General features: G+C 62.3%; 25 protein-coding genes. 20 read left to right on the top strand and 5 right to left on the bottom strand.

The features are described from left to right. The first annotated feature begins 18 nt into the window (after positions 1-18). The 10 genes from ABWW33_RS01070 to ABWW33_RS01115 all read left to right on the top strand — a co-directional run bounded on the left by ABWW33_RS01070 (position 19) and on the right by ABWW33_RS01115 (position 8,790). On the top strand, positions 19-627 hold the full coding sequence (locus ABWW33_RS01070; RefSeq protein WP_353397922.1) for a type IV pilus modification PilV family protein: 609 nt from the start codon (positions 19-21) through the stop codon (positions 625-627). Continuing rightward, positions 624-1,595: a type II secretion system protein gene (locus ABWW33_RS01075; protein ID WP_353397925.1), complete on the top strand. Its 972-nt coding sequence runs from the start codon at positions 624-626 to the stop codon at positions 1,593-1,595. Before ABWW33_RS01070 ends, ABWW33_RS01075 begins: the two co-directional genes overlap by 4 nt. Then, positions 1,592-2,068, top strand: coding sequence for a pilus assembly PilX family protein (locus tag ABWW33_RS01080; protein WP_353397928.1), 477 nt, complete (start codon positions 1,592-1,594; stop codon positions 2,066-2,068). Before ABWW33_RS01075 ends, ABWW33_RS01080 begins: the two co-directional genes overlap by 4 nt. A gap of 136 nt (positions 2,069-2,204) precedes the next feature. After that, positions 2,205-3,149: an agglutinin biogenesis protein MshI gene (locus ABWW33_RS01085; protein WP_353397931.1), complete on the top strand. Its 945-nt coding sequence runs from the start codon at positions 2,205-2,207 to the stop codon at positions 3,147-3,149. Then, the gene (locus ABWW33_RS01090; protein WP_353397934.1) at positions 3,146-3,814 is read left to right on the top strand and encodes a hypothetical protein; all 669 of its coding nucleotides are present in this window, start codon (positions 3,146-3,148) and stop codon (positions 3,812-3,814) included. The genes ABWW33_RS01085 and ABWW33_RS01090 overlap by 4 nt, the downstream gene beginning before the upstream one ends. Beyond that, positions 3,811-4,602 carry a hypothetical protein gene (locus ABWW33_RS01095; protein ID WP_353397936.1) on the top strand — a complete coding sequence of 264 codons (792 nt, stop codon included), beginning with the start codon at positions 3,811-3,813 and terminating at the stop codon, positions 4,600-4,602. Before ABWW33_RS01090 ends, ABWW33_RS01095 begins: the two co-directional genes overlap by 4 nt. Then, on the top strand, positions 4,599-4,961 hold the full coding sequence (locus ABWW33_RS01100; RefSeq protein ID WP_353397939.1) for a hypothetical protein: 363 nt from the start codon (positions 4,599-4,601) through the stop codon (positions 4,959-4,961). The genes ABWW33_RS01095 and ABWW33_RS01100 overlap by 4 nt, the downstream gene beginning before the upstream one ends. A 7-nt stretch (positions 4,962-4,968) precedes the next feature. Next, positions 4,969-6,762, top strand: a complete 1,794-nt coding sequence (mshL, locus tag ABWW33_RS01105; protein WP_353397942.1) for a pilus (MSHA type) biogenesis protein MshL — start codon at positions 4,969-4,971, stop codon at positions 6,760-6,762. 1 nt (position 6,763) lies between these two features. Then, on the top strand, positions 6,764-7,660 hold the full coding sequence (locus tag ABWW33_RS01110; protein WP_353397944.1) for an ExeA family protein: 897 nt from the start codon (positions 6,764-6,766) through the stop codon (positions 7,658-7,660). Continuing rightward, a complete protein-coding gene (locus ABWW33_RS01115; protein ID WP_353397947.1) occupies positions 7,657-8,790 on the top strand; it encodes a tetratricopeptide repeat protein in 1,134 nt (377 codons plus the stop codon). Before ABWW33_RS01110 ends, ABWW33_RS01115 begins: the two co-directional genes overlap by 4 nt. A gap of 271 nt (positions 8,791-9,061) precedes the next feature. On the opposite strand, the gene ABWW33_RS01120 is transcribed toward ABWW33_RS01115, so the two are convergent. The 3 genes from ABWW33_RS01120 to ABWW33_RS01130 form a co-directional block, all read right to left on the bottom strand. After that, a complete protein-coding gene (locus tag ABWW33_RS01120; protein ID WP_353397950.1) occupies positions 9,062-10,012 on the bottom strand; it encodes an HD-GYP domain-containing protein in 951 nt (316 codons plus the stop codon). A 14-nt stretch (positions 10,013-10,026) separates the two neighbouring features. Then, a complete protein-coding gene (locus ABWW33_RS01125; protein ID WP_353397953.1) occupies positions 10,027-11,205 on the bottom strand; it encodes a pyridoxal phosphate-dependent aminotransferase in 1,179 nt (392 codons plus the stop codon). Between the two features lie 69 nt (positions 11,206-11,274). Next, positions 11,275-11,712 (bottom strand): putative toxin-antitoxin system toxin component, PIN family, encoded by a 438-nt coding sequence (locus tag ABWW33_RS01130; protein WP_353397956.1) that lies wholly within the window; start codon positions 11,710-11,712, stop codon positions 11,275-11,277. Between the two features lie 36 nt (positions 11,713-11,748). Between ABWW33_RS01130 and yaaA the strand changes: the two genes are divergently transcribed. Beyond that, a complete protein-coding gene (gene yaaA / locus ABWW33_RS01135) occupies positions 11,749-12,519 on the top strand; it encodes a peroxide stress protein YaaA (protein ID WP_353397959.1) in 771 nt (256 codons plus the stop codon). Positions 12,520-12,578: 59 nt separating this feature from the next. On the opposite strand, the gene ABWW33_RS01140 is transcribed toward yaaA, so the two are convergent. Beyond that, positions 12,579-13,379 (bottom strand): outer membrane protein assembly factor BamD, encoded by an 801-nt coding sequence (locus ABWW33_RS01140; protein ID WP_176650375.1) that lies wholly within the window; start codon positions 13,377-13,379, stop codon positions 12,579-12,581. A gap of 88 nt (positions 13,380-13,467) precedes the next feature. Between ABWW33_RS01140 and ABWW33_RS01145 the strand changes: the two genes are divergently transcribed. Together ABWW33_RS01145 and pgeF are read left to right on the top strand one after the other, a co-directional pair. Continuing rightward, complete coding sequence (locus ABWW33_RS01145; protein ID WP_218087696.1) at positions 13,468-14,493, top strand: RluA family pseudouridine synthase; 1,026 nt, start codon at positions 13,468-13,470, stop codon at positions 14,491-14,493. Further along, positions 14,493-15,284 (top strand): peptidoglycan editing factor PgeF, encoded by a 792-nt coding sequence (gene pgeF, locus ABWW33_RS01150; RefSeq protein WP_353397962.1) that lies wholly within the window; start codon positions 14,493-14,495, stop codon positions 15,282-15,284. The genes ABWW33_RS01145 and pgeF overlap by 1 nt, the downstream gene beginning before the upstream one ends. Before the next feature lie 17 nt (positions 15,285-15,301). Here the strand turns inward: pgeF and ABWW33_RS01155 are convergent, their stop codons facing one another. Beyond that, on the bottom strand, positions 15,302-15,517 hold the full coding sequence (locus tag ABWW33_RS01155) for a hypothetical protein (protein WP_353397965.1): 216 nt from the start codon (positions 15,515-15,517) through the stop codon (positions 15,302-15,304). A gap of 60 nt (positions 15,518-15,577) precedes the next feature. Here ABWW33_RS01155 and phaC point away from each other — a divergent pair, with 60 nt between their 5' ends. The 7 genes from phaC to ABWW33_RS01190 all read left to right on the top strand — a co-directional run bounded on the left by phaC (position 15,578) and on the right by ABWW33_RS01190 (position 23,951). Next, complete coding sequence (gene phaC, locus ABWW33_RS01160) at positions 15,578-17,314, top strand: class I poly(R)-hydroxyalkanoic acid synthase (protein ID WP_176650379.1); 1,737 nt, start codon at positions 15,578-15,580, stop codon at positions 17,312-17,314. A gap of 200 nt (positions 17,315-17,514) precedes the next feature. Next, entirely contained in the window at positions 17,515-18,084 is a 570-nt protein-coding gene (gene phaR / locus ABWW33_RS01165; protein ID WP_176650380.1) for a polyhydroxyalkanoate synthesis repressor PhaR, read from the top strand. A gap of 295 nt (positions 18,085-18,379) precedes the next feature. Next, a complete protein-coding gene (locus ABWW33_RS01170; protein WP_444550978.1) occupies positions 18,380-19,702 on the top strand; it encodes a GH1 family beta-glucosidase in 1,323 nt (440 codons plus the stop codon). Between the two features lie 74 nt (positions 19,703-19,776). Next, positions 19,777-21,000 (top strand): ABC transporter substrate-binding protein, encoded by a 1,224-nt coding sequence (locus ABWW33_RS01175; protein WP_353399195.1) that lies wholly within the window; start codon positions 19,777-19,779, stop codon positions 20,998-21,000. Between the two features lie 3 nt (positions 21,001-21,003). Beyond that, a complete protein-coding gene (locus ABWW33_RS01180; RefSeq protein ID WP_353397974.1) occupies positions 21,004-21,888 on the top strand; it encodes a carbohydrate ABC transporter permease in 885 nt (294 codons plus the stop codon). Continuing rightward, a complete protein-coding gene (locus ABWW33_RS01185; RefSeq protein ID WP_353397977.1) occupies positions 21,888-22,862 on the top strand; it encodes a carbohydrate ABC transporter permease in 975 nt (324 codons plus the stop codon). The genes ABWW33_RS01180 and ABWW33_RS01185 overlap by 1 nt, the downstream gene beginning before the upstream one ends. A 3-nt stretch (positions 22,863-22,865) precedes the next feature. Then, the gene (locus tag ABWW33_RS01190) at positions 22,866-23,951 is read left to right on the top strand and encodes an ABC transporter ATP-binding protein (RefSeq protein WP_353397980.1); all 1,086 of its coding nucleotides are present in this window, start codon (positions 22,866-22,868) and stop codon (positions 23,949-23,951) included. Positions 23,952-24,039: the final 88 nt, after the last annotated feature.

The raw sequence follows: 24,039 nt of genomic DNA on the forward strand, positions 1-24,039 counted from the left end.
CTTCATCGCCAACGTGGCTTGAGCGTCATCGAACTGGTGCTGTTCATCGTCATCATGGGTGTGGCTGCTGCAGGCATTCTGCGTGTGCTCAATATTGGTGTCACAGCCAGCACCGATCCGGCCCGTCGCAAGCAGGCGATGTTGATCGCTGAATCGTATATGGAAGAAGTGCAACTGGCCCGCTTTACCTTTTGCGATCCGGCCGACGACAACGCCAGTACCGTCGCCGATGCCGCACACTGCAGCCAACCGGAAGCCATCGGACCGGAGACCGGCAATGTCCGTCCCTTCGATAACGTCAACGACTATGTGACTGCCACTAATGTGGCTCAACGCAGCTTCGCGGTCGGCGGCGTGGATACCGACATTAACGGCCGTCCGCTGGGCCAGGATGCGTCGGCCGGCACTCTGGGCAACAGCTCGATGAGCGGCATCATGACGACGGTGGCGCTGGACTACGTGCCCGGGCTGGGGCCGGCAGGACGTGTCATCAGCTCCGACGTTAGTTCCAACGATGCGATGCGAGTGCTGCGTATCACCATCAGGACCACCTACGGAACCGGCCCGAACGACTTCATCGAACTGGACGGCTACCGTACTCGCTACGCCCCGAATTACATGCCATGAAGATCGTCACCCATCGCTTCCGCACTCGCCAGCGCGGCTTCACGCTGGTGGAGGCCATCGTTGTGATGGTTATTACCGGCATACTGTCGGGCATCATGGTGCTGTTCATTCGTCAGCCTGTGAAGAATTACGCCGACGCCGCCGGCCGGGCGGACATGAGCGACACCGCAGACCTGGCATTGCGCCGCATGTCGCGCGAACTTCATTCGGCCTTGCCGAACAGCATACGCGTCACGGTGTCGGGCGGCGTCTCGCTGCTGGAATTCATTCCGACATATGCGGGTGGCCAGTATGTTGCGGTGGAGGATAATGTTAGCGGCGGTTCGCTCACCGCCGCTCCGCTCAGTTTTACCAGCACATCTGCGCTGACATTCAGCATCTCCGGGCCGGTACCGGCCGCACCGTATGCTATCAGGTCGGGCGATTACGTCGTGGTCTATAACCTTGGGCCCGGCTTCCAAGACGCCGACGCTTACGCCGGCACCAACATGGCGCTAGTCGATACGACGGCGATAGACGCGACCACGGGCGGTACTACAGTTACGATAAAAAATATCAATCCGTCTACGCCGGCTATCAACCCGTTTGCAGTGCCCGCCGCAGCTGGTCGCGTGCCGAATGCTTCTCCCGGTCATCGATTCCAGTTGGCGCGCCAGCCAGTTACGTTTCGTTGCCAGAACAATGCGAGCGGACAGGGGACGTTGACGCGTTACTGGAATTACAGCTTCCTTCCGGCGCAGACCGATCCCGCCACCCTGGTCGGCAATCCACTCTATTCTGGTTTGCAATCTGCCATGATGGCCAACAATGTGCTGGCTTGCGACTTCAGCGTGTCCCAGCCCGCCAACCAGCGCAGCGGCCTGGTCGGCTTGACCATCGCATTGGCGCGTTCCAACCAAGGTGGCGCCGCAAACAATCTTGAAACGCTGACGCTGGCAGATCAAGTACACGTGGACAATACGCCATGATCTATCCGACCCTGCGCAAATCCGCTGGCGTGGCCTTGGTGACGGCAATCTTCCTGCTGGTGGTGTTGGCCGGACTGGCGGTGGCTGTCGTGTCGCTGACGACATCGCAGCAAGCTAGTTCAGTGCAAGATGTGCAGGGCGCTCGTGCTTACCAGTCAGCCAAGGCAGGTATTGAATGGGCGTTGTACCAAGCGCTGCAGAACGGAGCTGGCACACCGTCGGCCAATCTGGGATGCGCAAGCGGGGCCAGCTACAGCTTTGGCATGCCCAGCGGCACGAGCTTATCCGCCTTTACCGTGACCGTGACTTGTACGGCGCCCGCTGCTGCATGGGCTGGAGGGGCGGCAACTGATCCAACCGCAGGACACTTCCGCATCACGGCAACGGCGTGCAATCAGCCGGCTGGCGGCGCTTGTCCGAATCCGACGCCGGGGGCCGATTATGTGCAGCGCGTGATCACCGCGCAGCTATAAAGCCGCAAGCCATGTGGAAATGTGTGTATTTTTGCAGCATTGTTGCAATTCTGGGCAGGAAAACGGGGGCAACTTGAATATAATCAATCATCTAGCACGCAAACTTCGCGTGCTGATAACCAATTAGATCGCCGGCATGAGTTTCTTTAAAAGAGCTAAAAAAACGGATGGATGGCTCACGGTCACTTTTCTAAGGGACGGCGTCTGCGCGGGCCGCGTGCAGCGCGTGCGCGACGCCAAGGCGGTGGTCGAGTTGACGGCGTTCTATCCATCCGACACCAGCTTCTCGCCGGAGGCGCTGGAGCGTCTGAACAAGGAATTGAAAGTCTCCAGCTACCGCTGCGGCACCGTGCTCAACGGCGGCGAATACCAGATGCTGACGGTCGATGCGCCCAATGTGCCGCAGGAGGAATTGAAAACGGCGGTGCGCTGGCGCTTGAAGGATATGCTCGACTTCCACGTCGACGACGCTACCATCGACGTGCTCGATATTCCGGTCGACACCAGCAATGCCTCGCGCGGCCATTCGATGTTTGCGATCGCCGCGCGCAACGCGCTGATCCAGTCGCGCCAAACCTTGTTCGCCGAGGCCAACCTGGCATTGACCGTCATCGACATTCCGGAAATGGCGCAGCGGAATATCTCGGCGCTGCTGGAAGTCGAAGGACGCGGACTGGCCATGCTGTCTTTCGATGGCGAGGGCGGCCTGCTGACGATTACCTTCAAAGGCGAACTGTATCTGTCGCGTCGTATCGATGTCACCATCGAGCAGTTGCTGGAACCGGACACCGACAAACAGCAACATTGCTTCGACAAGATCACGCTGGAATTGCAGCGCTCGTTGGACCACTTCGACCGCCAGTTCCATTACGTGAACGTGATCAAGCTGCTGCTGGCGCCGATCGGCGCGCCGGGCCTGCACGAATACCTGGCGGCCAACCTGTACATGCCGGTCGAGGCCATGGGCCTGGAGGATGTGTTTGATCTGAGCAAGGTGCCGGCGCTGCAGGACGTCGAGCAGCAGCGGCGTTTCTTCATGACGCTGGGCGCGGCCCTGCGGCACGAGGAGGTAGTGCTGTGAGCCAGCAGATCAACCTGTTCAATCCGATCTTCCTCAAGCAGAAGAAGATTTTCACGGCATTGCCGATGGCCGAGGCGCTGGGCGTGATCGTGGCTGGCGTGCTGCTGCTGACCTGGTTTGCCGGTCAGCGCGTGGCTGAACTGGAGCGCAGCGCCGCCGCCGGCAAAATCTTAGTGGCGGACCGCGAGCAACGGCTGGGCCGCGCCACCGTGCAATTCGCGCCGCGCCAGAAGAGCGCGGCATTGGACGCCGAAGTGGCGCAGGCGGAAGCGGAACTGAAATCGCTGCATGACGTCGAGTCGGTGCTGCAAGGCGGTTCGCTGGGCAATACGGCCGGCTATGCCGAATACTTCCGTGCCTTGTCGCGCCAGAACGTCAGTGGCCTGTGGTTGACCGGTGTGCACATCGTCGGCGCCGGTAACGATATCGGCGTGCGGGGCAGGGCCCTGCAGCCGACGCTGATCCCGAACTACATCGCCCGCATGACGGCCGAGCGCGTCATGCATGGCAAGACTTTTGCCAGCCTGGATATCTCGCGTCCGGAGACGCAAGCGGCTCCGGCGCCGGCAGCAGGGGCAGCGGCTTCCGCTGTGGCGCAAGTGGCCGCGCCGTCGCCCTACGTTGAATTCAACCTGCAGTCGACTGCTGCGGAGACGACCAAATGAAGCAGCGATTACTCCAGCAGTGGCTCAAACTCAGCACGAAGCTCGATGCGATGACGCTGCGCGAGCGCGCCATGGTGTTCCTGGCGGTCGTGGCGTCCATCCTGTTCGTGGTCTATACCATGACCTTCGAGCCCTTGCTGGTCAAGCAGCGGATATTGCAGGCGCAGATCAAGCAGCAGCAGAACCAGATCGCGGGCATCGACACCGAGATCACAGTCAAGGCGCAGGCGTATGCGACGGACCCGGACACGCCGGCGCGCGAGCGCCTGAAGTCGCTGGGGCAGGAAATCGAACACACCCGTTCCGGTTTGCTGTCCATGCAAAAAGGCCTGGTGGCGCCGGAAAAGATCGCGCCTCTGCTTGAGCAGCTGTTGCGCGGCAACGGCAAGCTGCGGCTGATGTCGATGAAGACCTTGCCGGCAACCGGCCTGACGGAAGCGGTCCAAGCCGCGCAAGCGCCGACCACCGCCAAGCCTGCCGTTGCCGCCGCCTCGACGTCCGCGGCCGCCGCCGCTGCGATGGTTGCCGCCGCGACTGTGCCTCCGGCAGCCGCCGGCGCGCCGGCTGCGCCACCGGCCAAGCCGCAAGAGCTGCTGTACCGCCATGGCGTCGAGATCGTTTTGCAGGGCAGTTACCTGGACATGGTCAACTACATGGACGAGCTGGAACGCCTGCCGGTCCAGCTGTTCTGGGGCAAGGCCAGCCTGGATGCCCAGCAGTACCCGAACTCGCGCCTGACGCTGACCCTTTACACGCTGAGCCTGGATTCGAAATGGATGAAGCTATGAGCCGCCGCTTGCTGATGCTGTGTGCTTGCGCAGCGATGTCTGGTGTCGCGCTGGCGCAAACAATGGCCGACCCGACGCAGCCGCCGCCGGAGTTGCTGCGCCTTCAGGCTACCGGGCCCGATGCCGCGCCCGCCGTCATCAAAGGGCCTCAGCTGCAATCGGTGCTGACCGGCACGCGCGGGCGCCAGGTGGCGGTGATCGACGGCCAGACCGTGCCGCTGGGCGGAAAATTCAACGGCGCTACCCTGATCAAGGTCGGCAAGAACCAGGTGGTACTGAAAAACGGACGGGAGCAGCAGGTGCTGACCTTGTTCCCTGAAGTCGAAGCGGACGCTAAAAACGCCGCTCACAAACGTTAAGAACCCTATGCATAAATTATTGACTATCGCCTCCCTGACACTGCTGTTGCTGAACGGCTGTGCCACGCCGCCCACGCGCGATACCTACGACAAGATCAACGCCGAGATGGCGAAGCAAGCCGCCGCCAAGCCGGCCCCGGCCGCCCAGAGCGACGCCGTCTCCAGCGCCTTGCTGCCGCCGGTGTCGCAGCTGGCCGAACAATTGCCGAAGGCGCGCGCGGTGCTGGAGGAGCGGTTCAATGTGTCGTTCAACAATGTGCCGGTGCAGCAGTTCTTCAATTCCATCGTGGCCGGTACGCGCTACAACATGCTGATCAATCCCGAGGTGTCGGGCAATATCACCGCCAACCTGAAGGACGTGACCTTGTTCGAGGCGCTGGACGCGGTGCGCGAGCTGTACGGTTACGACTACAAGGTGGAGGGCACGCGCATCTACATCCGTCCGCTGACCATGCAGACCAAGATGTTCAAGGTTAATTACCTGACGGCGATCCGCAAGGGCGTGTCCAGCCTGCGGGTGTCGTCGACCTCGGTGGCCAATGCCGGCACCAGCAACAGCGGCAACCAGAACAGTGGCGGTGGCGGGAATAACAGCGGCAACAACAGCGGCGGTGGCGGCGACAATTCCGGCAACAACGGCGGTACTCCCGGCCAGGGCGGCAACCAGTCGCAGCGCGATGCCGCCAATGTCTCCACCACCTCGGCCAGCGATTTCTGGCTGGAACTGAAGACGGCGCTGGACGCCATCATCGAGACCGGCAAGGATGGTCGCAGCGTGACCATAAGCCCGCAGTCGGGCGTGATCCTGATCCGCGCCATGCCGGACGAGCTGCGCAACGTGGACATGTACCTGAAGGCGACCCAGCTGTCGGTGGACCGCCAGGTGATCCTGGAAGCGAAGATCCTCGAAGTGGAGTTGAACAGCAACTACCAGAGCGGCGTCAACTGGGCGGCGTTCGGCAAGTTCGCCGCCGGCGGCAACAACCGCTTCTCGGCTGGCATGCTGCAGCCGGACACCACGCTGACGCCGCTGGGCCACGGCGCGTTGAGCAGCGTGGGCAAGGCCGGCGTCAACGGCACCACCGGTTCGTCGCTGGGCGCCTCGGCCGATGCGGTCGGTTCGCTGTTCGGCCTGGCCTTCCAGACCAGCAATTTCGCCGCGCTGATTTCCTTCCTTGAAGGGCAGGGCACCGTGCATGTGCTGTCGAGCCCGCGTATCGCGACCTTGAACAACCAGAAGGCGCTGCTCAAGATCGGCACCGATGAATTCTATGTCACCGGCGTCAGCACCACCACGACCACCAGCGGCAACGGCGGCGGCGTCACCACGCCGACCGTGACCCTGCAGCCTTTCTTCTCCGGCGTGGTGCTGGACGTGACGCCGCAGATCGACGACCAGGGCAATATCATCCTGCACGTGCATCCGTCGGTGAGCCAGGTGTCGACCGTCAACAAGGGACTGAATCTCGGCTCGCTGGGCAACTTCAGCCTGCCGCTGGCGGCTTCGTCGACATCGGAAATGGACAGCATGGTGCGCGGCCAGGATGGCCAGGTGGTGGCGATCGGCGGCCTGATGCGCCAGGCCACGACGTCGGACCGTTCCGGCGTGCCGGGCGCCAGCGATATCCCCGTGATCGGCGCGCTGTTCCGCAGCACCGGTGATGTGGTGCAGAAGCGCGAGCTGGTGGTGCTGATCAAGCCGACCATCGTCGAGACATCGTCGGACTGGAACCAGGACTTGCTCGACAGCAGCCGCCGCATCAAGGACCTGGATCCGCGCCGTGCCAAGGAGCGCAACTGATATGTACAGCAAACACTTCGGCTTGCGCGAGGCGCCGTTCAGCATCACGCCCGACACGAGCTTCTTCTTCACCAGCCCGCATTCGCAGGAGGCGTTGAATACCCTGCTGGTGGCGGCCAAGAGCGGCGAGGGCTTCATCAAGATCACCGGCGAGGTCGGCACCGGCAAGACGCTGCTGTGCCGCAAATTCATCGCCACGGTGGGGCCGGATTTCGTCACGGCCTACATCCCCAATCCCTACCTCGAACCGCGCACGCTGATGCTGGCCCTGGCCGACGAGCTGGAAGTGCCGCTGGAGCGTGATGTCGACCAGCACCAGTTGCTGAAGTCGATCACGCACCGGCTGATGGAGCTGGCGCGCGACGGCAAGCAGGTGTTGCTGTGCCTGGACGAGGCGCAGGCGATTCCGGTGGAGAGCCTGGAAGCGTTGCGTCTGCTGACCAATCTGGAAACCGAAAAACGCAAGCTGTTGCAGATCATCCTGTTCGGCCAGCCTGAACTGAACCAGCACCTGCAAGCCAATTCGATCCGCCAGCTGGCGCAGCGCATCACCTTCCATTACCACCTCGGTCCGCTGTCGCGCGACGACATGGACTATTACCTGGCGCACCGCCTGCGCGTGGCCGGCTACACCGGCAGCCGCTTGTTCAGCCGCGGCGCGATCGCGCGCTTGTACAAGGCCAGCGGCGGCATACCGCGGCTGGTCAACATCATGGCGAACAAGGCATTGATGCTGTGCTTCGGCGAAGGCAAGCAGCAAGTTTCCAGCCGGCATGTGAGCCTGGCGGCCAATGACACCATAGGCGCCGCCGGCAGGCGTGTGCGCTGGCCTTGGCTGGCAGGCGGCCTGAGCTTGCTGATTGCCGCCTGCGGCCTGACCTGGGCGCTGACCAAATGAGCCTGATCAATAAAATGCTGCAGGACCTGGACGCGCGCGGCGGCGGCGCGGACAGCGCATTGCAGCAGCAGGAATTGAAGGCCGTGCCGCTGGCCGAGCGCGACCGCAATCCGCTGATGCTGGCCGGTGGCGGAGTGGCGCTGGTGGTGCTGGCGGTCGGCGGCTGGTTTGGCTGGCAGTACTGGATCAGTCATCATATACCAGTGGGGCCGGTGCCCAAGGTGGTCGATAATTCGGTGCCGCCTGGTGCGCGCAGCGAGCGGTCCCCGGTGCAACCGCAACCGCAACCGCAACCAGCCGCGCCAGCCGCCATGTCGCCCGACGAAATCAAACCGGCGGCGGCCGACTTGACGCCGGCAGCCGTTGTGCCGCGAACCGAGCTTGCCGGCAATGCGCCGGCACCCGCCGCGCCGGCCAAGCGCCATGTGGCCGCCGCCGAAGCCGAAGCGGCGGCCGAGCAGGGCGCCGTTGTGCCCACCGCCAAGGAACGCAGGGACGCACGCCAGGCCGCCAAATCCACCGCGGTGCCGGCCAACGAGGGCACCATCACACACGATATCAGTCCGCAGCAGATGGCGGAAAACACCTACCGCCGCGCGCTGGTGGCGCTGCAGGAAGGGCGCGTCAACGCCGCGCTGGCCGACCTCGAGCGCGCGCTGGACATCGACCCGCGCAACGAAGCCGCCCGCCAGACCTACATCAGCCTGTTGCTGGAAAACCGGCGCAGCGACGACGCCGTGCGCCAGCTGAGACTGGCACTGGGCATCGATCCACGCCAGCCAGGACTGGCGATGGTGCTGGCGCGATTGCAACTGGAAAAAGGCGGCCCGGCGCTGGACACGCTGATGAAGACCTTGCCATACGCCGGCGGCAGCGCCGAATACCAGGCCTTCCTGGCGGGTGTGCTGCAACGCGAACAGCGCCACACCGAAGCGGCGGATCATTATCGTGAAGCGCTGAAGCTGTCGCCGCAAAACGGCGTGTGGTGGATGGGGCTGGGCATTTCGCTGCAGGCCGACCAGCACCTGCCGGAAGCGCGCGAAGCCTTCAAGCGCGCCCGCGCCACCGCCGGCCTGACGCCCGAACTGCAAGCCTTCATCGACCGCAAGCTGGAGCAACTCTCAAGATAGATCCGGGGTCAGATCCGGGGTCAGATCCTAATGCCGTTAAGTTAAGCCTGTTTTTGACCGCAAACCGATGAGTCGTCATTCCCGCGCATGCGGGAATCCATAGGGCGCGTGGTTGTAGGCTCAGCATGGATTCCCGCTTACGCGGGAATGACGGCTCTTAACTTAACGGCATTAGGGTCAGATCCGACATTCGGACACGAGCTCTGCCGTAACGGAAGCTACGGCAGAGCTCGTGTCCGAATGTCGGATCTGACCCCGGATCTACCGGGTTTTAGAGGCTGGCCTGGAGGCCCCAGATTTGCTTCATGCTGAAGCGGATCGAGGCTTGGTCTTCGCTCAGCGCTTCGGTGATGGCGCAGGATGCGTCGCCGGTGCGGCGCAGCTCGGCCGGCGACAGCGCGGCGCCCGACGGCGTGCGCAGGCAATGCACTTGCAGGCAGTCGCCCGCGCGCCGGCTGACCACGCCGATCTCGCCATTCTGCAAGCGCACCAGGCTGCCCGGCGGGAAATCGCCCAGCTCGCGCTGGAAATGCTCGATCAACGTCGGATCGGCCGGCGCCGCCTTGTCGTCGATCAGGTTGCGCAGCGCCAGGTTCGGCAGTATCGAGCGCCGGTAATTGCGCGCCGATACCTGCGCGCAGTAACGGTCCGCCAGACTCAGCAGCTTGGCGTTCAGCGTCACTTCCGGACTGGCGATGCCGGCCGGATAGCCGCTGCCTTCGTCGTTTTCATGGTGCAGCAGTACGCAGGATATCCACTCGGCATCCTCGATGCCGGCGCTCTTGAGCATGTCCGCGCTTTCCTCCGGATGACGGCGCACGATCGCCATTTCCTCGCTGCTCAGCGGCGTGTTTTTGTTCTGGAAGACTTCGTTGTGGCGCAGCATGCCGACGTTCATCGTCAGCGCGGCCGCCGTCACGGTCAGCGTGTCGGCCGGACTCTTGTCCAGGCTGCGCGACAGCACCACCACCACCACCGCCGTTTCGATGCAGTGGCGCACCGCGTAGCTGCCGGCGATCTGGCACAGGAAGATGCAGGCCAGCGCGATGTCCGGATTGATCTCCACCGCCTGGATCACGTCGCGGGCGATGTCGCGCAGTTCGCTCTCTGCGTTGCGTTCATTGCGCAGGTTTTGCAGCAAGCGTTCCAGTCGGCGATTCGACTGGTTGAGCAAGTGCAGCACCGATGGCGGTGCCTCGACCTGGTTGGTATCGGCCATCATTACTATCCCCACAATTAAACTTTGCCCAATCGCTCCAACGCGAGCGCCAGGGTCTCGTCTTTCTTCGCAAAGCAGAAGCGCACGATGCCGGACTCCTTGCCTTGCTGGTAAAACGCCGAAACCGGGATGGCCGCCACCTTGATTTCAGTGGTCAGCCACTCTGCAAACTCCGCTTCCGTTTGCGATGAAATTTTGTCGTAGCGCACGCACTGGAAATAGGTGCCGTCGGCCGGCAGCAATTCGAAGCGCGTGTTGGCCAGGCCGTCGCGGAACAGGTCGCGCTTGCGCTGGTAAAACGCCGGCAGTTCCACGTAGGGCCTGGGATCGGCCATGTAGCTGGCGATGCCGTGCTGCATGGGCGTGTTGACGCTGAACACGTTGTACTGGTGTACCTTGCGGAACTCGGCCGTCATGCCGGCCGGCGCGGCCACGTAGCCGATCTTCCAGCCGGTGACGTGGTAGGTCTTGCCGAAGCTCGACACGACAAACGCGCGCGCCGCCAGTTCCGGATGGCGGCACACCGATTCGTGCCGCTGGCCGTCGTAGACCATGTGTTCGTACACCTCGTCCGACAGGATCAGCACGTCGGTGCCGCGCACGATGTCGGCCAGCGCCTGCATGTCGGCTTCGCGCAGCACGCTGCCGGTCGGGTTGTGCGGGGTGTTGATGATGATCAGCCGCGTCTTGCCGTTGACGGCGGCGGCGACCTTGGCCCACGGCACGGCATAGCCGCGCTCGCTTACCTCCATCTCGACCGACACCGGCACGCCGCCGGCCAGCGTGATCGCCGGCACGTAGCTGTCGTAGACCGGCTCGATGACGACCACCTCGTCGCCCGGGTGCACGCAGCACAGGATGGCGGTGGTCAGCGCCTGCGTGGCGCCGGCGGTGACGGTGATGTCGGTGTTGGCGTCGTACTGGTGGCCGTAGATGGCGGCAACCTTGGCGACGATGGCGTTGCGCAGCACCGGCGCGCCGGTCATCATCGGATACTGGTTGAAATCGGCCTGCATGGCGTCGTTGACGGCTTGCAGCAGGCTGCGCTCGCAGGAAAAATCAGGGAAGCCCTGGCCCAGGTTGACGGCGTTCGCTTGCGCGGCCAAGGTGGACATGCGGGTGAAGACAGTGGTCCCGACAGCCGGCAGGCGGCTGGTCAGGATGGGTGTAATCGGCAGATTGTTGCGGCTGTTCATGGCGGCTGTGTAGTGGACAGATAGCCTATTCTAGCTCAGCGCGCCGGGTTTGGTGTTGCGAAAAAAACCTTAAGCTTCAAGGCTCCACGCTTCCGGCACCATGACCTTGAACATGCCGGCTTTGGCCAGCCGCCGCGCCAGTTTCAGCAGCGCCTTGTCCTTGGTGATGAGGACGGCGGCCTGGGCGTCGCGCGCCACTTCGAGGAACTTCTGGTCGTCCTTGTCGGTGCAGACCGGCAGCCGCACGCCGGACTCGGCCGGCGCGACCACCTTGATCAGCTGGTCGAAGCGGGCGGCCGCCAGCGGACGGGTATCGTCGTCCAGCGGCAAGTGCTTGTAGTGCAGCACGATGTTGTATTCGTCGCGGCAGTCCGAGCGCGTGACGGCCTCGACCGCGCCGCTTTCCAGCGCCGCCAGCAGGCCGGCCCAGCGCGGGTCCTTGAAGACGAACAGGTCGAGGCAGACATTGGTGTCGATGACGATGACTTTTGGTGGAACAGGTATCATGTGGGCAGTTCTGTAAATATGTTTATCTGGAATCTTATGCTGATAGTGCTTTCGCCTGCAAAAAGTCTCGACCTGGAGACGCCTCCGACCACCAAGCTGCACACCCAACCCGACTTTCTCGACCATTCCGCCCAGCTGATCGCCCGCCTGCGCGAGTTTTCGCCGACCCAGATCGGCGAACTGATGGACTTGTCCGACAACCTGTCGGCGCTCAACGTTGCCCGCTACGCGTCGTGGACCCACGATACCGCCGAAGGCCGCCAGGCCGTGATGGCCTTCAACGGCGACGTCTACGGCGGACTCGACGCCCGCTCGCTCAAGCCGGCCCAGCTGGCTTACGCGCAATCGCGCATCCGCATCCTGTCCGGCCTGTACGGCATGCTGCGGCCGCTGGACCTGATTCATCCGCACCGGCTGGAAATGGGCACCCGCCTGAGCAACCCGCGCGGCAAGGACTTGTACGCGTTCTGGGGCGAGACCATCACCCGCGCGCTGAACCAGACGGCGGCGGAGCAGGGCGCCGAAACGCTGGTCAACCTGGCGTCCGAGGAATACTTCAAGTCGGTCAAGCCCAAGCTGCTGGACGTGCCGGTGATCACGCCGCAGTTCGAGGACTGGAAAAACGGCAAGTACAAGATCATTTCCTTCTACGCCAAGCGGGCGCGCGGCCTGATGGCGCGCTTCGCGGCGGTCAAGGGCATCACCGACCCGCAAAAGCTGAAGAAGTTCAACGTCGACGGCTATGCCTACGTCAAGAAGGATTCGGACGACAGCACCTGGATTTTCCGCCGAAAAGTAGCGGAATAAACTGCGGCGTAAAACTGTGTAAATAATAAAAAACCGGGACCTGGGTCCCGGTTTTCACATCAATTCCAGAGTTTCCACCAGTGACGCTCGGCTTTCTTGCCTTCGTCGAGGAACTTGCTGCTCGGGTAGTTCAGCTTGAACACGCGCATCGTGTCGTCGCGCAGTTCGGTCATGCCCAGCTTGTCGTAGCTGCGTATCATGATGAACAGCGCTTCCTCGATCGCCGGCGAGTCGCGGTAGTCGTTCATGATGCCCATGGCGCGGTTGGCCGCGGCCAGGTAGGCGCCGCGACGGTAGTAGTAGCGCGCCACGTGCACTTCGTACGACGCCATCGCGTTGAGCAGATAACGCATGCGGTCCAGCGAATCCGGGGTATACTTGCTGTTCGGGAACTTGTCCACCAGCTGCTTGAAGGCCGCGTAGGCTTCGCGCGTGGCTTTCGGGTCGCGTTCCGTCGCGTCCTGCTCGTAGATGAAGTTCAGGAAGCCGATCTGGTCGTTGAAGTTGATCAGGCCGCGCAGGTAGTACATATAGTCCACGTTGGCATGGTTCGGGTGCAGCTTGATGAAGCGCTCCACGGCCGCCAGCGCCTGGGCCTGGTCCTGGGATTTGTAGTAGGCATAGGCGATTTCCATCTGCGCCTGCTGGGCGTAGGTACCAAACGGATAGCTCGATTCCAGCTTCTCGAACAACTGAATTGCGCGCTCGTAGTGCTGACCGTTCAATTCCTCGGTCGCCTCCGAGTATAATTTCGTAGCGCTCCAACCTTTAGTCTCGTCGATTTTCTCCGAGAACAAACCGCAAGCGGACAAACTGAGCAGAACCAACGTTGCTGCGACTACTTTCAATTTTTTTTGCATATGTTTTGCAAGAAGCTGTTTAACCAAAGTTTTACAAAGGCTGATTATAGCCGATAGGAATGCTGTGATATTAACTCCAAAGCCGAATTTGGCTGAATCTTCCTCCGAACACGAATCCGAGGCTGTCCTGCTGGTCGAGCAGGACGGCGATTTCGGCGACGATGAAGACGGCCTGGCTCCGATCGAACTGGAACTGACCCCGGAATTCTGCGGCCAGCGCCTCGATAAAGTCATTTCCGGCCTGGTCCCGCAATTTTCGCGCGGCCGGCTGCAAATGTGGATCACCGACGGCTTCGTCACGGTCGACGGCAAACCGGCCAAAAGCACCAAGGAAACCGTGTACGGCGACGAGAAGATCGTCATTCTGCCCCAACCGGCGCCGGAAGACGAGGCTTTTAAGCCGGAAGCGATGGAACTCAACATCGTTTATGAAGATGAGCACCTGATCATCATCAACAAACCTGCCGGGATGGTGGTCCATCCGGGCGCCGGCAACTGGTCCGGCACCATGCTCAACGGCCTGCTGCACCATTGCCCGCAGCTGTCGGGCGTGCCGCGCGCCGGCATCGTGCACCGGCTGGACAAGGATACCAGCGGCCTGATGGTGGTCGGCAAGACGCTGCCGGCCCAGACCGACCTGGTGCGCCAGTTGGCCGCGCGCACCGTCAAGCGCGAATACTACGCAGTCGTGTGGGGCATGCCGCGCATCAGCGGTACCATCGATTCGTCGATGGGCCGCCACCCGAAGGACCGCATCAAAATGGCGGTTTCGACCGGCATGGGCTCGAAGCCCGCCATCACGCATTACCAGGTGCTGGGCGGCGGCAAGCTGGGCGAGGGGCGTCCCGTGACGCTGGTGCAGTGCCGTCTGGAAACTGGCCGCACCCACCAGATCCGCGTGCACATGATGTCGATCGGCTTCCCGCTGGTCGGGGATACGACCTACGGCAAGCAACACCTGGCCGATTATTTCCCGCGCCAGGCGCTGCAGGCGCGCCGGCTGGGCCTGGTCCATCCGGCCACCGGCGAGCAACGCGAGTGGCAAGTGCCGCTGGCCGAAGACTTCGCCGCGCTGTTGGTGCGGGCGGGCATAGAGGAGCCGGAACAGATTTGATGACTACGATGCAGCAACAATGGCTGATCCCGCACTGGCCGGGCTTGCCGGACCATGTGGGGGCGCTGTCCACCACGCGGCGCGGCGGCGTCAGCCCGGCGCCGTACGGCGACGGCATGGGCGGTGGCGGCCTGAACCTGGGTACCCACGTCGGCGACCAGCCGCACAATGTGGCCCGCAACCGCCAGATCCTGCGCGCCATGCTGCCGGACGACCCGGTCTGGCTGTCGCAGGTGCACGGCACGACGGTGGTCGACGCGGCCAAGGTGCGGATGCAGGAGGTGCCGGAGGCCGACGCCAGCCTGTCCTCCACGCCGGGCAAGGTGTGCGTCGTCATGACGGCCGATTGCCTGCCGGTGCTGTTTTGCGATGCCGAAGGCAAGACCGTGGCGGCGGCCCATGCGGGCTGGCGCGGCCTGGCGTCCGGCGTGCTGGAAAATACCGTGGAATCGATGCGCGCGGCCGGCGCCGGCGAGCTGATGGCCTGGATGGGACCGGCAATCGGCGCCTATCAGTTCGAGGTGGGGCCGGACGTCAGGCAAGCCTTCCTCGGCGGGGCGTTCGACGAGTCGAGCGTGCGCCACGTGGAGGCGGCGTTTTCGCCCATCGAAGGCAAGCCGGGCAAGTACCTGGCCGACATGTACGCGCTGGCGCGCCATCTGCTGCACCGGGCCGGCGTGGCGAAAGTGTACGGCGGCGAATTCTGCACCGTCTCCAACTCCGGCCGTTTCTATTCCTACCGCCGGGATGGCGTCACGGGCCGTCAAGCGGCATTGATCTGGATCAAATGACTCGTGCCGCCGCGGGCTTAGTCTTCGCCTTCGGCCGGTTTTGCCGCCTGGCGCGCCTCGTGCGCGGCCAGCTCTCTCTTGCGACGGCGGGCTTTGGTGCCGGAAATATAAATCAATGTGCCAAGCGGCAGCACGCAATAGAACAAAAACGTTACAATTCCCGCAACGACACTGGTTTCCGTCAGAGCCATCAGCCCGACCACGTAAATCCACGCTACAGCAACGATCAGCATAAAAAAACCAGCATAGAGAAGTCCACGTAAAGATATTTAACTATTTTTAGGGAAACAAACATGAATTTGCCCGATCCTCAAGCCATTGCCAACGCCTGGATGTCGCAGATGAGCGACCCCGGACAGTGGCAATCCTGGTTCAACATGGCGCCGACCACGGACGCCAACCCGCTGGCCGCCATGATGCAGGACGTAGGCGCCGCCGTGAAACCGGAGGCCATGGAGCAGTTGAAGAACCAGTACCTGCAGGATTTCGGCGGTTTGTGGCAAGACTTTCTCGCCGGTAAAACGCCGGAAGTGGGCGACCGCCGCTTCACCTCGTCGGCCTGGCAGGGCAATCCGATGTCGTCCTTCAATGCCGCATCATACCTGCTGAACGCCAAATTCCTGACGGCAATGGTCGACACGGTGGAAACCACGCCGCAGCAAAAGCAGAAAATCCGCTTTGCCGTGCAGCAAATCGTCGACGCCATGTCGCCGGCCAACTTCCTGGCCACCAATCCGGAAGCGCAGCAAAAGCTGATCGAAACCAAGGGCGAGAGCCTGACCAAGGGCATGGCCAACATGCTGGCCGACATGAACAAGGGCCACATCTCGCTGTCGGACGAATCGGCGTTCGAGGTCGGCCGCAACCTGGCCACGACCGAGGGTACGGTGGTCTACGAGAATCCGCTGTTCCAGCTGATCCAGTACAAGCCGGCGACGGAGATGGTGCACCAGCGCCCGCTGTTGATGGTGCCGCCTTGCATCAACAAGTTCTACATCCTCGACCTGCAGCCGGAAAACTCGCTGGTGCGCTACGCGGTGGAGCAGGGTAATACCGTGTTCATGATTTCGTGGAGCAATCCGGACAAGTCGCTGGCCGGCACCACCTGGGACGATTACGTCGAGAAGGGCGTGATCGAGGCCGTGGGCGTGGTGCGCGACATCACCGGCCAGGACAAGATGAACCTGTTCGGCTTCTGCGTCGGCGGCACCATCGTGTCGACCGCGCTGGCGGTGCTGGCGGCGCGCGGCGAGAATCCCGCTTCCAGCCTGACCTTGCTGACCACCTTCCTCGATTTCAGCGACACCGGCGTGCTGGACGTGTTTGTCGACGAGGCGCAGGTCTCGATGCGCGAGCAGCAGCTGAAGGATGGCGGCCTGATGCCGGGACGCGACCTGGCCAGCACCTTCTCCAGCCTGCGTCCGAACGACCTGGTGTGGAACTATGTGCAGTCGAACTACCTGAAGGGCAACGAGCCGCCGCCGTTCGACCTGCTGTACTGGAATTCCGACAGCACCAACCTGCCGGGCCCGATGTTCTGCTGGTACCTGCGCAACACCTATCTGGAAAACAAGCTGAAAACCGGTCAGCTGACCGTCGCCGGCCAGAAGGTCGACCTGAGCAAGATCGACGCGCCGGCCTTCATCTACGGCTCGCGCGAAGACCATATCGTGCCGTGGACGTCGGCCTTCGGCTCCATGAATATTCTTAATCCAGGCAAGGCCAAGGCCAACCGCTACATCCTCGGCGCCTCCGGCCACATCGCCGGCGTGATCAACTCGCCGGTCAAGAACAAGCGCAGCTACTGGACCAACGACAAGCCGCTGGGCCGCGCCGCCTCCAAGCCGCAGGACGCCGAAGCATGGATCGCCGGCGCGACTGAAAACAAGGGCAGCTGGTGGCCCGAATGGGCCAAATTCCTGGCCGATCACGGCGGCAAGGATGTCAAGGCCAAGGCCAAGCCAGGCAACGCCACCTACAAGGCGATCGAGCCGGCGCCGGGCCGTTATGTGAAGGTACGTGCAGACTAGATGCACCGGGGAAAATGTTGTGATTGTTCGTCTGTAAAATTGGTTGCGTTGCAATAAAACCTAAAAGTTATAACAGATGGTGCAAGATATTCATTTTCCCCTCTATAATGGAAGTAGTAGGCAAGTGGGAAAGCGGACCGAAGTTCGCTTTTTTTTCGAATTGTTAGAGTACGCGCTGCGGCGCAATAAACGGACTTGTGATGAGTAGTGCGAAAAAAAATGCTGACCGCCTGATTAAAAAATACCCGAACCGCCGTCTGTACGACACGCAGACCAGTTCCTACATCACGCTGACGGACGTCAAGCAGCTGGTGCTGGACAACGAAGAATTCACCGTGGTCGACGCCAAGACCAATGAAGACCTGAGCCGCAGCATCCTGCTCCAGATCATCCTGGAGGAAGAGGCGAGCGGGGCGCCGATGTTCTCCAGCGACGTGCTGGCGCAGATCATCCGTTTCTACGGCCACGCCATGCAGGGCATGATGGGCTCCTACCTGGAAAAGAACGTGCAGGCGTTCACCGACATCCAGCGCAAGTTCACCGGCAGCGCGGTGGGCGGCATGGAAGGCAAGCCATTCAGCCCGGAAATGTGGACCCAGTTCATGAACGTCCAGGGCCCGATGATGCAGGGCATGATGAATAACTACATCGACCAGAGCAAGAGCCTGTTCGTGCAGATGCAGGAACAGATGCAAAGCCAGAGCAAGAACATCTTCGGTACCTTCCCGTTCGTTCCCGGCGTGCCACCAGCACCGACCGACAAAAAGTAATTTCCCTACGCTTTAAACCCGGGGTCAGATCTAAAAATTGGACACGGGCTCTGCCGTAATGGTCATTACGGCAGAGCCCGTGTCCAATTTTTAGATCTGACCCCGGATTTGTTTGTAGCCAAATTACAAAAATCCGCAATTTACGTTGACACCCGAATTTCTTCAGTAGTACTATCGACAACAGTTGTGGAAGCGCTTCCACACAATTTCAAAATGCGGTCTGAACGAAGGAGTTTCCGTGGTTGTCGATGCATCAGTTTCACTGGAAGAGACGTTTTCCCCACCGGCCGACTCGGTGTTGTGGAGTAAGGATTTCCTGCTGGGCGCCGCCACCGCGGCTTATCAGATTGAGGGCGCAGTTGCCGAAGATGGCCGCATACCATCGATCTGGGACACTTTCTCGGCCACGCCGGGCAAGACACTGGCCGGCGACACCGGCGCCGTCGCCTGCGACCACTATCACCGCTGGCAAGACGACGTCGAGCTGCTGGCGGCCCTGAACGTCGGCGCCTACCGCCTGTCGATTTCCTGGCCGCGCGTGATGACGCAGGACGGCCAGCCGAACCAGAATGGCATCGCGTTCTACCGCAAGCTGCTGACAGCGCTGCGCGCCAAGGGCTTGAAGACCTACGTCACGCTGTACCACTGGGACCTGCCGCAGCACCTGGAAGACAAGGGCGGTTGGGTCAACCGCGACACCGCCTACCGCTTCGCGGAATACGCCGACATGATCAGCCGTGAGCTGGCCGGCCTGGTCGACGCCTGGGCCACCTTGAACGAGCCATGGTGCTCGGCCATGCACGGCTACGGCACCGGCCACCACGCGCCGGGCAAGCAGGACGTGGTGTTCGCCACGCAGGCCATGCACCACCTGCTGCTGGGCCACGGCCTGGCCGTCAAGCATCTGCGCACCAACGATCCGGCGGCGCAAGTGGGCATCGTCGCCAACGTGGGGCGCGGCACCAGCACCGACAGCAGCGCCGCCGGCCAGCGTGCCGCCTGGCTGTTTGAACTGCAGCACAATAACTGGATCCTCGATCCGCTGCTGAAGAAGTCCTATCCGTCGGCGCTGTGGGAACTGTGGCCGGGCGCCGAACCGATGGCCCTCGACGGCGACATGGACATCATCGGCACGCCGCTGGACTTCCTGGGCATTAATTACTACTTCCGCACCAACGTCGTCAGCGACGGCAAGAACGGCTACATCGAAGTGGACCTGGAAGGCGTGGAGCGCACGCAAATGGGCTGGGAAGTGTACCCGGACGGCCTGCGCCACCTGCTGGTCGGCTTCCACCGCGACTATCCGAATCTGCCGCCGATCTACATCACCGAAAACGGCATGGCCACCGACGACGAAGTGGTGGACGGCGAAGTCGACGACCGCCAGCGCATCTCGTTCCTGAACCGCCACCTGGCGGCGGTGGATCAAGCAGTCAAGGCCGGTGTGGACATACGGGGCTACTTTATCTGGTCGTTGATGGACAATTTCGAATGGGCCTTCGGTTATGAGCGCCGTTTCGGTATTATCCATGTCGACTATGCAACGCAAAAGCGCACGCTGAAACGCAGCGCAAAACTGGTAACCCAATTTTTGGCCGAGAGATCCGCAAAAAGTTAAACATCCAGCAAAGTTATCCGAATAAAATGGGCGCTCGACGCCCACAGGGAGACAGAATGTTCAAGGCCTCAAAAATGGGGAGCGCGGTCGCGCTCACCCTGGCGGCATGCAGCGCAGCGCAAGCCCAAACACCGTTGAAAGCGACCGTTATCCATTGGTGGACGTCGGGCGGCGAATCGCAGGCGGTCAAGCAGTTTGCGGATGCATACAACAAGGCCGGCGGCCAGTGGATCGACAACGCCATCGCCGGCGCCGACCAGTCGCGCGCCACAACCATCAACCGCATCGTCGGCGGCAACGCGCCGACGGCCGCGCAGTTCAACACATCCAAGCAGTTCCGCGACTTCGTCGAACAGGGCCTGCTCAATAACATCGACGACGTGGCCTCAGCCGGCAAGTGGGACCAGATCCTGCCGCCGGCCATCATCCAGTCGATCAAGATCAACGGCCACTTCTACGCAGCTCCGGTGGACATCCACATGCCGGCGTGGTTCTTCTACTCGAAGGCCGCCTACAAAAAGGCCGGCATCGCCAATGAACCGCAGACCTGGGACGAGTTCCTGGCGCAGCTGGCCAAGCTGAAAGCAGCCGGCGTGGTGCCGCTGGCCTTCGGCGGCCAGGTGTGGCAGGAGAAGATCACCTTCGACGCCATCTTCGCCATGGTCGGCGGCGCCGACCTGTATCTGAAGGTCTACCGCGACCGCGACCAGAAAGCCGTGATGTCGCCGGCCTTCAAGCAGGTGCTGGTCGACTTCAAGAAGCTGAAGGCCTTCGTCGATGCCGGCTCGCCGGGCCGCAACTGGAACGACGCGACGGCGATGGTCGTCAGCGGCAAGGCCGGCGTGCAGATCATGGGCGACTGGGCCAAGGGCGAATTCGCCGCCGCCAAACAGACTGCGGGCAAGGAGTACGGCTGCTTCCCCGGCTTCGGCCCCAAGGCGCCGTACATCGTCGCCGGCGACGCCTTCGTCTTCCCGAAAACCACGGACGCCAACGCCATCAAGGCGCAGAAGCTGCTGGCGACCACGGTCACTTCGCCGGCCGCGCAGGTGGCCTTCAATATCCGCAAGGGGTCCATCCCTATCCGTAGCGACGTCGATGAATCGCAGCTCGACATCTGCGCGCGCCAGGGACTGGCCATCATGAAGGACAAATCGCGCCAGCTGCCGAACACCGAAATGCTCGCAACGCCGGATACCACGGGCGCGCTGCAGGACGTGCTGACCAGCTACTGGAACAAGAACCAGTCGCCGGACGACGCGCAAAAAGCCTTTGCCCGAGCGCTGAAGGATCAATAAGCCATGGCCAAGAAGCGTCAAAGCGTTTCCTTCGCGGCCTACATCGCCATGATACCGATGGCGTTGACGGTGCTGCTGGCCTACCTCGGCACGATGCTGTGGACGGCCCGCGTATCGGTCAGCAGCTCGCGTACCTTCCCGGCCAGCGATTTTGTCGGCGCCTCGCAGTACATCCGCCTGTTTAACAACGAGCGCTGGCTGCTCTCGCTGCAGAATGTGGTGGTCTACGGCGTGTTGTTCATCACCGCGTGCCTGGTCATCGGCTTCCTGCTGGCCGTGTTCATCGACCAAAAGGTGATGGCCGAAGGCGCGCTGCGCACTATCTTCCTGTATCCGTACGCGATGTCGTTCGTGGCGACGGGCCTGATCTGGCAGTGGATACTCAATCCCGAACTGGGCATCCAGGAAGTGCTGCACAAGCTGGGCTTCGCCGACGCCAAGTTCGACTGGATCGTCGACCAGGACATGGCGATCTACACCATCGTCATCGCCACCGTGTGGCAGGCTTCCGGCCTGGTGATGGCGCTGATGCTGTCCGGCCTGCGCGGCGTGGACGAGGAATTGTGGAAGGCCGCCCGCATCGACGGCATTCCGCGCTGGCGCGTCTACGTCAGCATCGTGCTGCCGATGCTGGGCGCGTCGGTGTCGACCGCGTTCGTGCTACTGTTCGTGATGGTGGTCAAGGTGTTCGACTCCGTCGTCGCGATGACGCAGGGCGGGCCCGGAACGGCCAGCGAAGTGCCGGCCAAGTTCATCATGGATTACCTGTTCGGCCGCGCCAATATCGGCCTGGCATCGGCCGCGTCGATCGTACTGCTGACCACCGTGCTCGCCATCGTCGCGCCGCTGTACTTTGTGCGCAACCGCCGCGCGGCGAAGGGGGCGTGATGGGACAAGTCGTCAAACTCGACAAGGCCGCAATGGAAAAGGCAGCAAGCGCTGCGCAAGCCCGCGCAGCGAACGACAGCAATATCAATCCAGCGCCGCCGGCCATCAAGCCGCGCCGCAAGCTGGCATGGACGCCGGCCCGCATCGGCGTCTACGGTTTCCTGATCGTGGCCGCGCTGTTCTTCCTGCTGCCGCTGTACGTGATGCTGGTGACGTCGGTCAAGCCGATGGAAGAGATCCGCCTCGGCACGCTGTTCGCGCTGCCGGTGCATGCGACGCTGGAGCCGTGGCTGCAGGCCTGGCAATCGGCCTGCACGGGCCTGGAATGCAACGGTATCCGCGGCGGCTTCTGGAACTCGGTGGCCATCGTCGTGCCGAGCACCATCCTGTCGATCGCCATCGGCGCGGTGAACGGCTATGCGCTGTCGTTCTGGCGTCCGCGCGGCGCCGGCCTGTTGTTCGCCATCCTGATGATGGGCGCCTTCATTCCGGTGCAGGTGATGGTCTATCCGCTGGTGCGTGTGCTGGCCGCCGTCAACCTGTTCAGTTCCTTGCCGGGCATAGTGCTGATCCACACCATCTTCGGCATGCCGGTGATGACGCTGCTGTTCCGCAACTACTACGCGGCGCTGCCGATGGAGTTGTTCAAGGCCGCGCGCATCGACGGCGGCGGCTTCTGGCGCATCTTCTTGCAGCTGATGCTGCCGATGTCGACGCCGGTCATCGTGGTCGCCGTCATCATGCAGGTCACCGGCATCTGGAACGACTTCCTGCTTGGCCTGGTGTTTGCCGGCTCCGAGCACCTGCCGATGACGGTCCAGCTGAACAACATCATCAACACCACCACCGGCGAGCGCCTGTACAACGTCAACATGGCAGCGACCATCCTGACGTCGGTCGTGCCGCTGGCTCTCTATTTCATCTCCGGCCGCTGGTTCGTGCGCGGTATCGCCTCTGGCGCTGTGAAGGGTTAATCCATGTCTAACGTAGCTATTCGTAATCTGCAGATCCAGTTGGGCGGCAACAAGGTCATCGAGTCCCTGAACCTTGACGTGAAGGCAGGGGAGTTCGTGGTGTTGCTGGGGCCATCGGGCTGCGGCAAGTCCACGCTGCTGCATTCCATCGCCGGCCTGATCGACACCACCTCAGGCCAGATTGAAATCGGCGGCAAGGACATGACCTGGGCCGATCCGAAGGACCGCGGCATCGCGCTGGTGTTCCAGTCGTACGCGCTGTATCCGACCATGAACGTGGAAGCGAATATGTCCTTCGGCCTGCGCATCAACGGCACGCCGAAAGCGGAGATCGCGCGCCGCGTCTCGCGCGCTTCCGACATGCTGCAACTTGGCCCGCTGTTGAAGCGCAAGCCGGCCAACCTGTCCGGTGGTCAGCGCCAGCGCGTAGCGATCGGCCGCGCCATTGTGCGCGAGGCGGACGTGATGCTGTTCGACGAACCGCTGTCCAACCTCGACGCCAAGCTGCGCACCGAACTGCGGCGCGAGTTGAAGCAGTTGCACAAGCAGCTCGGCGCGACCATGATCTACGTGACCCACGACCAGGTCGAGGCGATGACGCTGGCGCAGCGCATGGCCGTGATGAAGGGCGGGGTGGTGCAGCAGTTCGACACGCCGGCCAATATCTACAACGAACCGGCCAACCTGTTCGTCGCCACCTTTCTCGGTTCGCCGGGCATGAACCTGTTCAAGGGCTGGCTGGAGCAGAAGGATGGCCGCACCATGTTCAGCAACGAGCACATGGCCGTCGACGTGACGGACTACCCGTTCAAGCAGCAGCCGTCCGGCAGGCACGAATGCGTGCTGGGCGTGCGGCCCGAGGACATCGACGTCGGCAATTGCGACGGCGTCGACAGCGTGTTGTGCGCATCGGTCTCGCTGGTCGAGGCGATGGGCGCGCATCGCGTGTTGTGGCTGGACTTCCACGGTACCCAGGTCGCGGGCATCGTGCAGGACCAGCAGACTATCGAAACCGAGAAGGACATCAGCTTCTCGGTGCGCACCAAACGTATCTCCCTGTTTGATGGGGCCAGCGAACAGCGGCTCTGATTCATAGCTAGCAGTGCTGTAAAAACCGGGCGCCGCCGCATGGCTGCCCGCTGGATCGGTGCATCCTGCGGTGGAACCGGTTCCACTT

This window comes from Duganella hordei, from assembly GCF_040369125.1.
GTDB classification, from domain to species: Bacteria; Pseudomonadota; Gammaproteobacteria; order Burkholderiales; family Burkholderiaceae_D; genus Rugamonas; species Rugamonas hordei.

Coding starts and splice junctions, on each gene's coding strand:
- ABWW33_RS01075 (WP_353397925.1), top strand. CDS start 624: ATGAAGATCGTCACCCATCGCTTCCGCACTCGCCAGCGCGGCTTCACG.
- ABWW33_RS01080 (WP_353397928.1), top strand. CDS start 1,592: ATGATCTATCCGACCCTGCGCAAATCCGCTGGCGTGGCCTTGGTGACG.
- ABWW33_RS01085 (WP_353397931.1), top strand. CDS start 2,205: ATGAGTTTCTTTAAAAGAGCTAAAAAAACGGATGGATGGCTCACGGTC.
- ABWW33_RS01095 (WP_353397936.1), top strand. CDS start 3,811: ATGAAGCAGCGATTACTCCAGCAGTGGCTCAAACTCAGCACGAAGCTC.
- ABWW33_RS01100 (WP_353397939.1), top strand. CDS start 4,599: ATGAGCCGCCGCTTGCTGATGCTGTGTGCTTGCGCAGCGATGTCTGGT.
- mshL (WP_353397942.1), top strand. CDS start 4,969: ATGCATAAATTATTGACTATCGCCTCCCTGACACTGCTGTTGCTGAAC.
- ABWW33_RS01110 (WP_353397944.1), top strand. CDS start 6,764: ATGTACAGCAAACACTTCGGCTTGCGCGAGGCGCCGTTCAGCATCACG.
- ABWW33_RS01115 (WP_353397947.1), top strand. CDS start 7,657: ATGAGCCTGATCAATAAAATGCTGCAGGACCTGGACGCGCGCGGCGGC.
- ABWW33_RS01120 (WP_353397950.1), bottom strand. CDS start 10,012: ATGATGGCCGATACCAACCAGGTCGAGGCACCGCCATCGGTGCTGCAC.
- ABWW33_RS01125 (WP_353397953.1), bottom strand. CDS start 11,205: ATGAACAGCCGCAACAATCTGCCGATTACACCCATCCTGACCAGCCGC.
- ABWW33_RS01130 (WP_353397956.1), bottom strand. CDS start 11,712: ATGATACCTGTTCCACCAAAAGTCATCGTCATCGACACCAATGTCTGC.
- yaaA (WP_353397959.1), top strand. CDS start 11,749: ATGCTGATAGTGCTTTCGCCTGCAAAAAGTCTCGACCTGGAGACGCCT.
- ABWW33_RS01140 (WP_176650375.1), bottom strand. CDS start 13,379: ATGCAAAAAAAATTGAAAGTAGTCGCAGCAACGTTGGTTCTGCTCAGT.
- pgeF (WP_353397962.1), top strand. CDS start 14,493: ATGACTACGATGCAGCAACAATGGCTGATCCCGCACTGGCCGGGCTTG.
- ABWW33_RS01155 (WP_353397965.1), bottom strand. CDS start 15,517: ATGCTGATCGTTGCTGTAGCGTGGATTTACGTGGTCGGGCTGATGGCT.
- phaC (WP_176650379.1), top strand. CDS start 15,578: ATGAATTTGCCCGATCCTCAAGCCATTGCCAACGCCTGGATGTCGCAG.
- phaR (WP_176650380.1), top strand. CDS start 17,515: ATGAGTAGTGCGAAAAAAAATGCTGACCGCCTGATTAAAAAATACCCG.
- ABWW33_RS01175 (WP_353399195.1), top strand. CDS start 19,777: ATGGGGAGCGCGGTCGCGCTCACCCTGGCGGCATGCAGCGCAGCGCAA.
- ABWW33_RS01180 (WP_353397974.1), top strand. CDS start 21,004: ATGGCCAAGAAGCGTCAAAGCGTTTCCTTCGCGGCCTACATCGCCATG.
- ABWW33_RS01185 (WP_353397977.1), top strand. CDS start 21,888: ATGGGACAAGTCGTCAAACTCGACAAGGCCGCAATGGAAAAGGCAGCA.
- ABWW33_RS01190 (WP_353397980.1), top strand. CDS start 22,866: ATGTCTAACGTAGCTATTCGTAATCTGCAGATCCAGTTGGGCGGCAAC.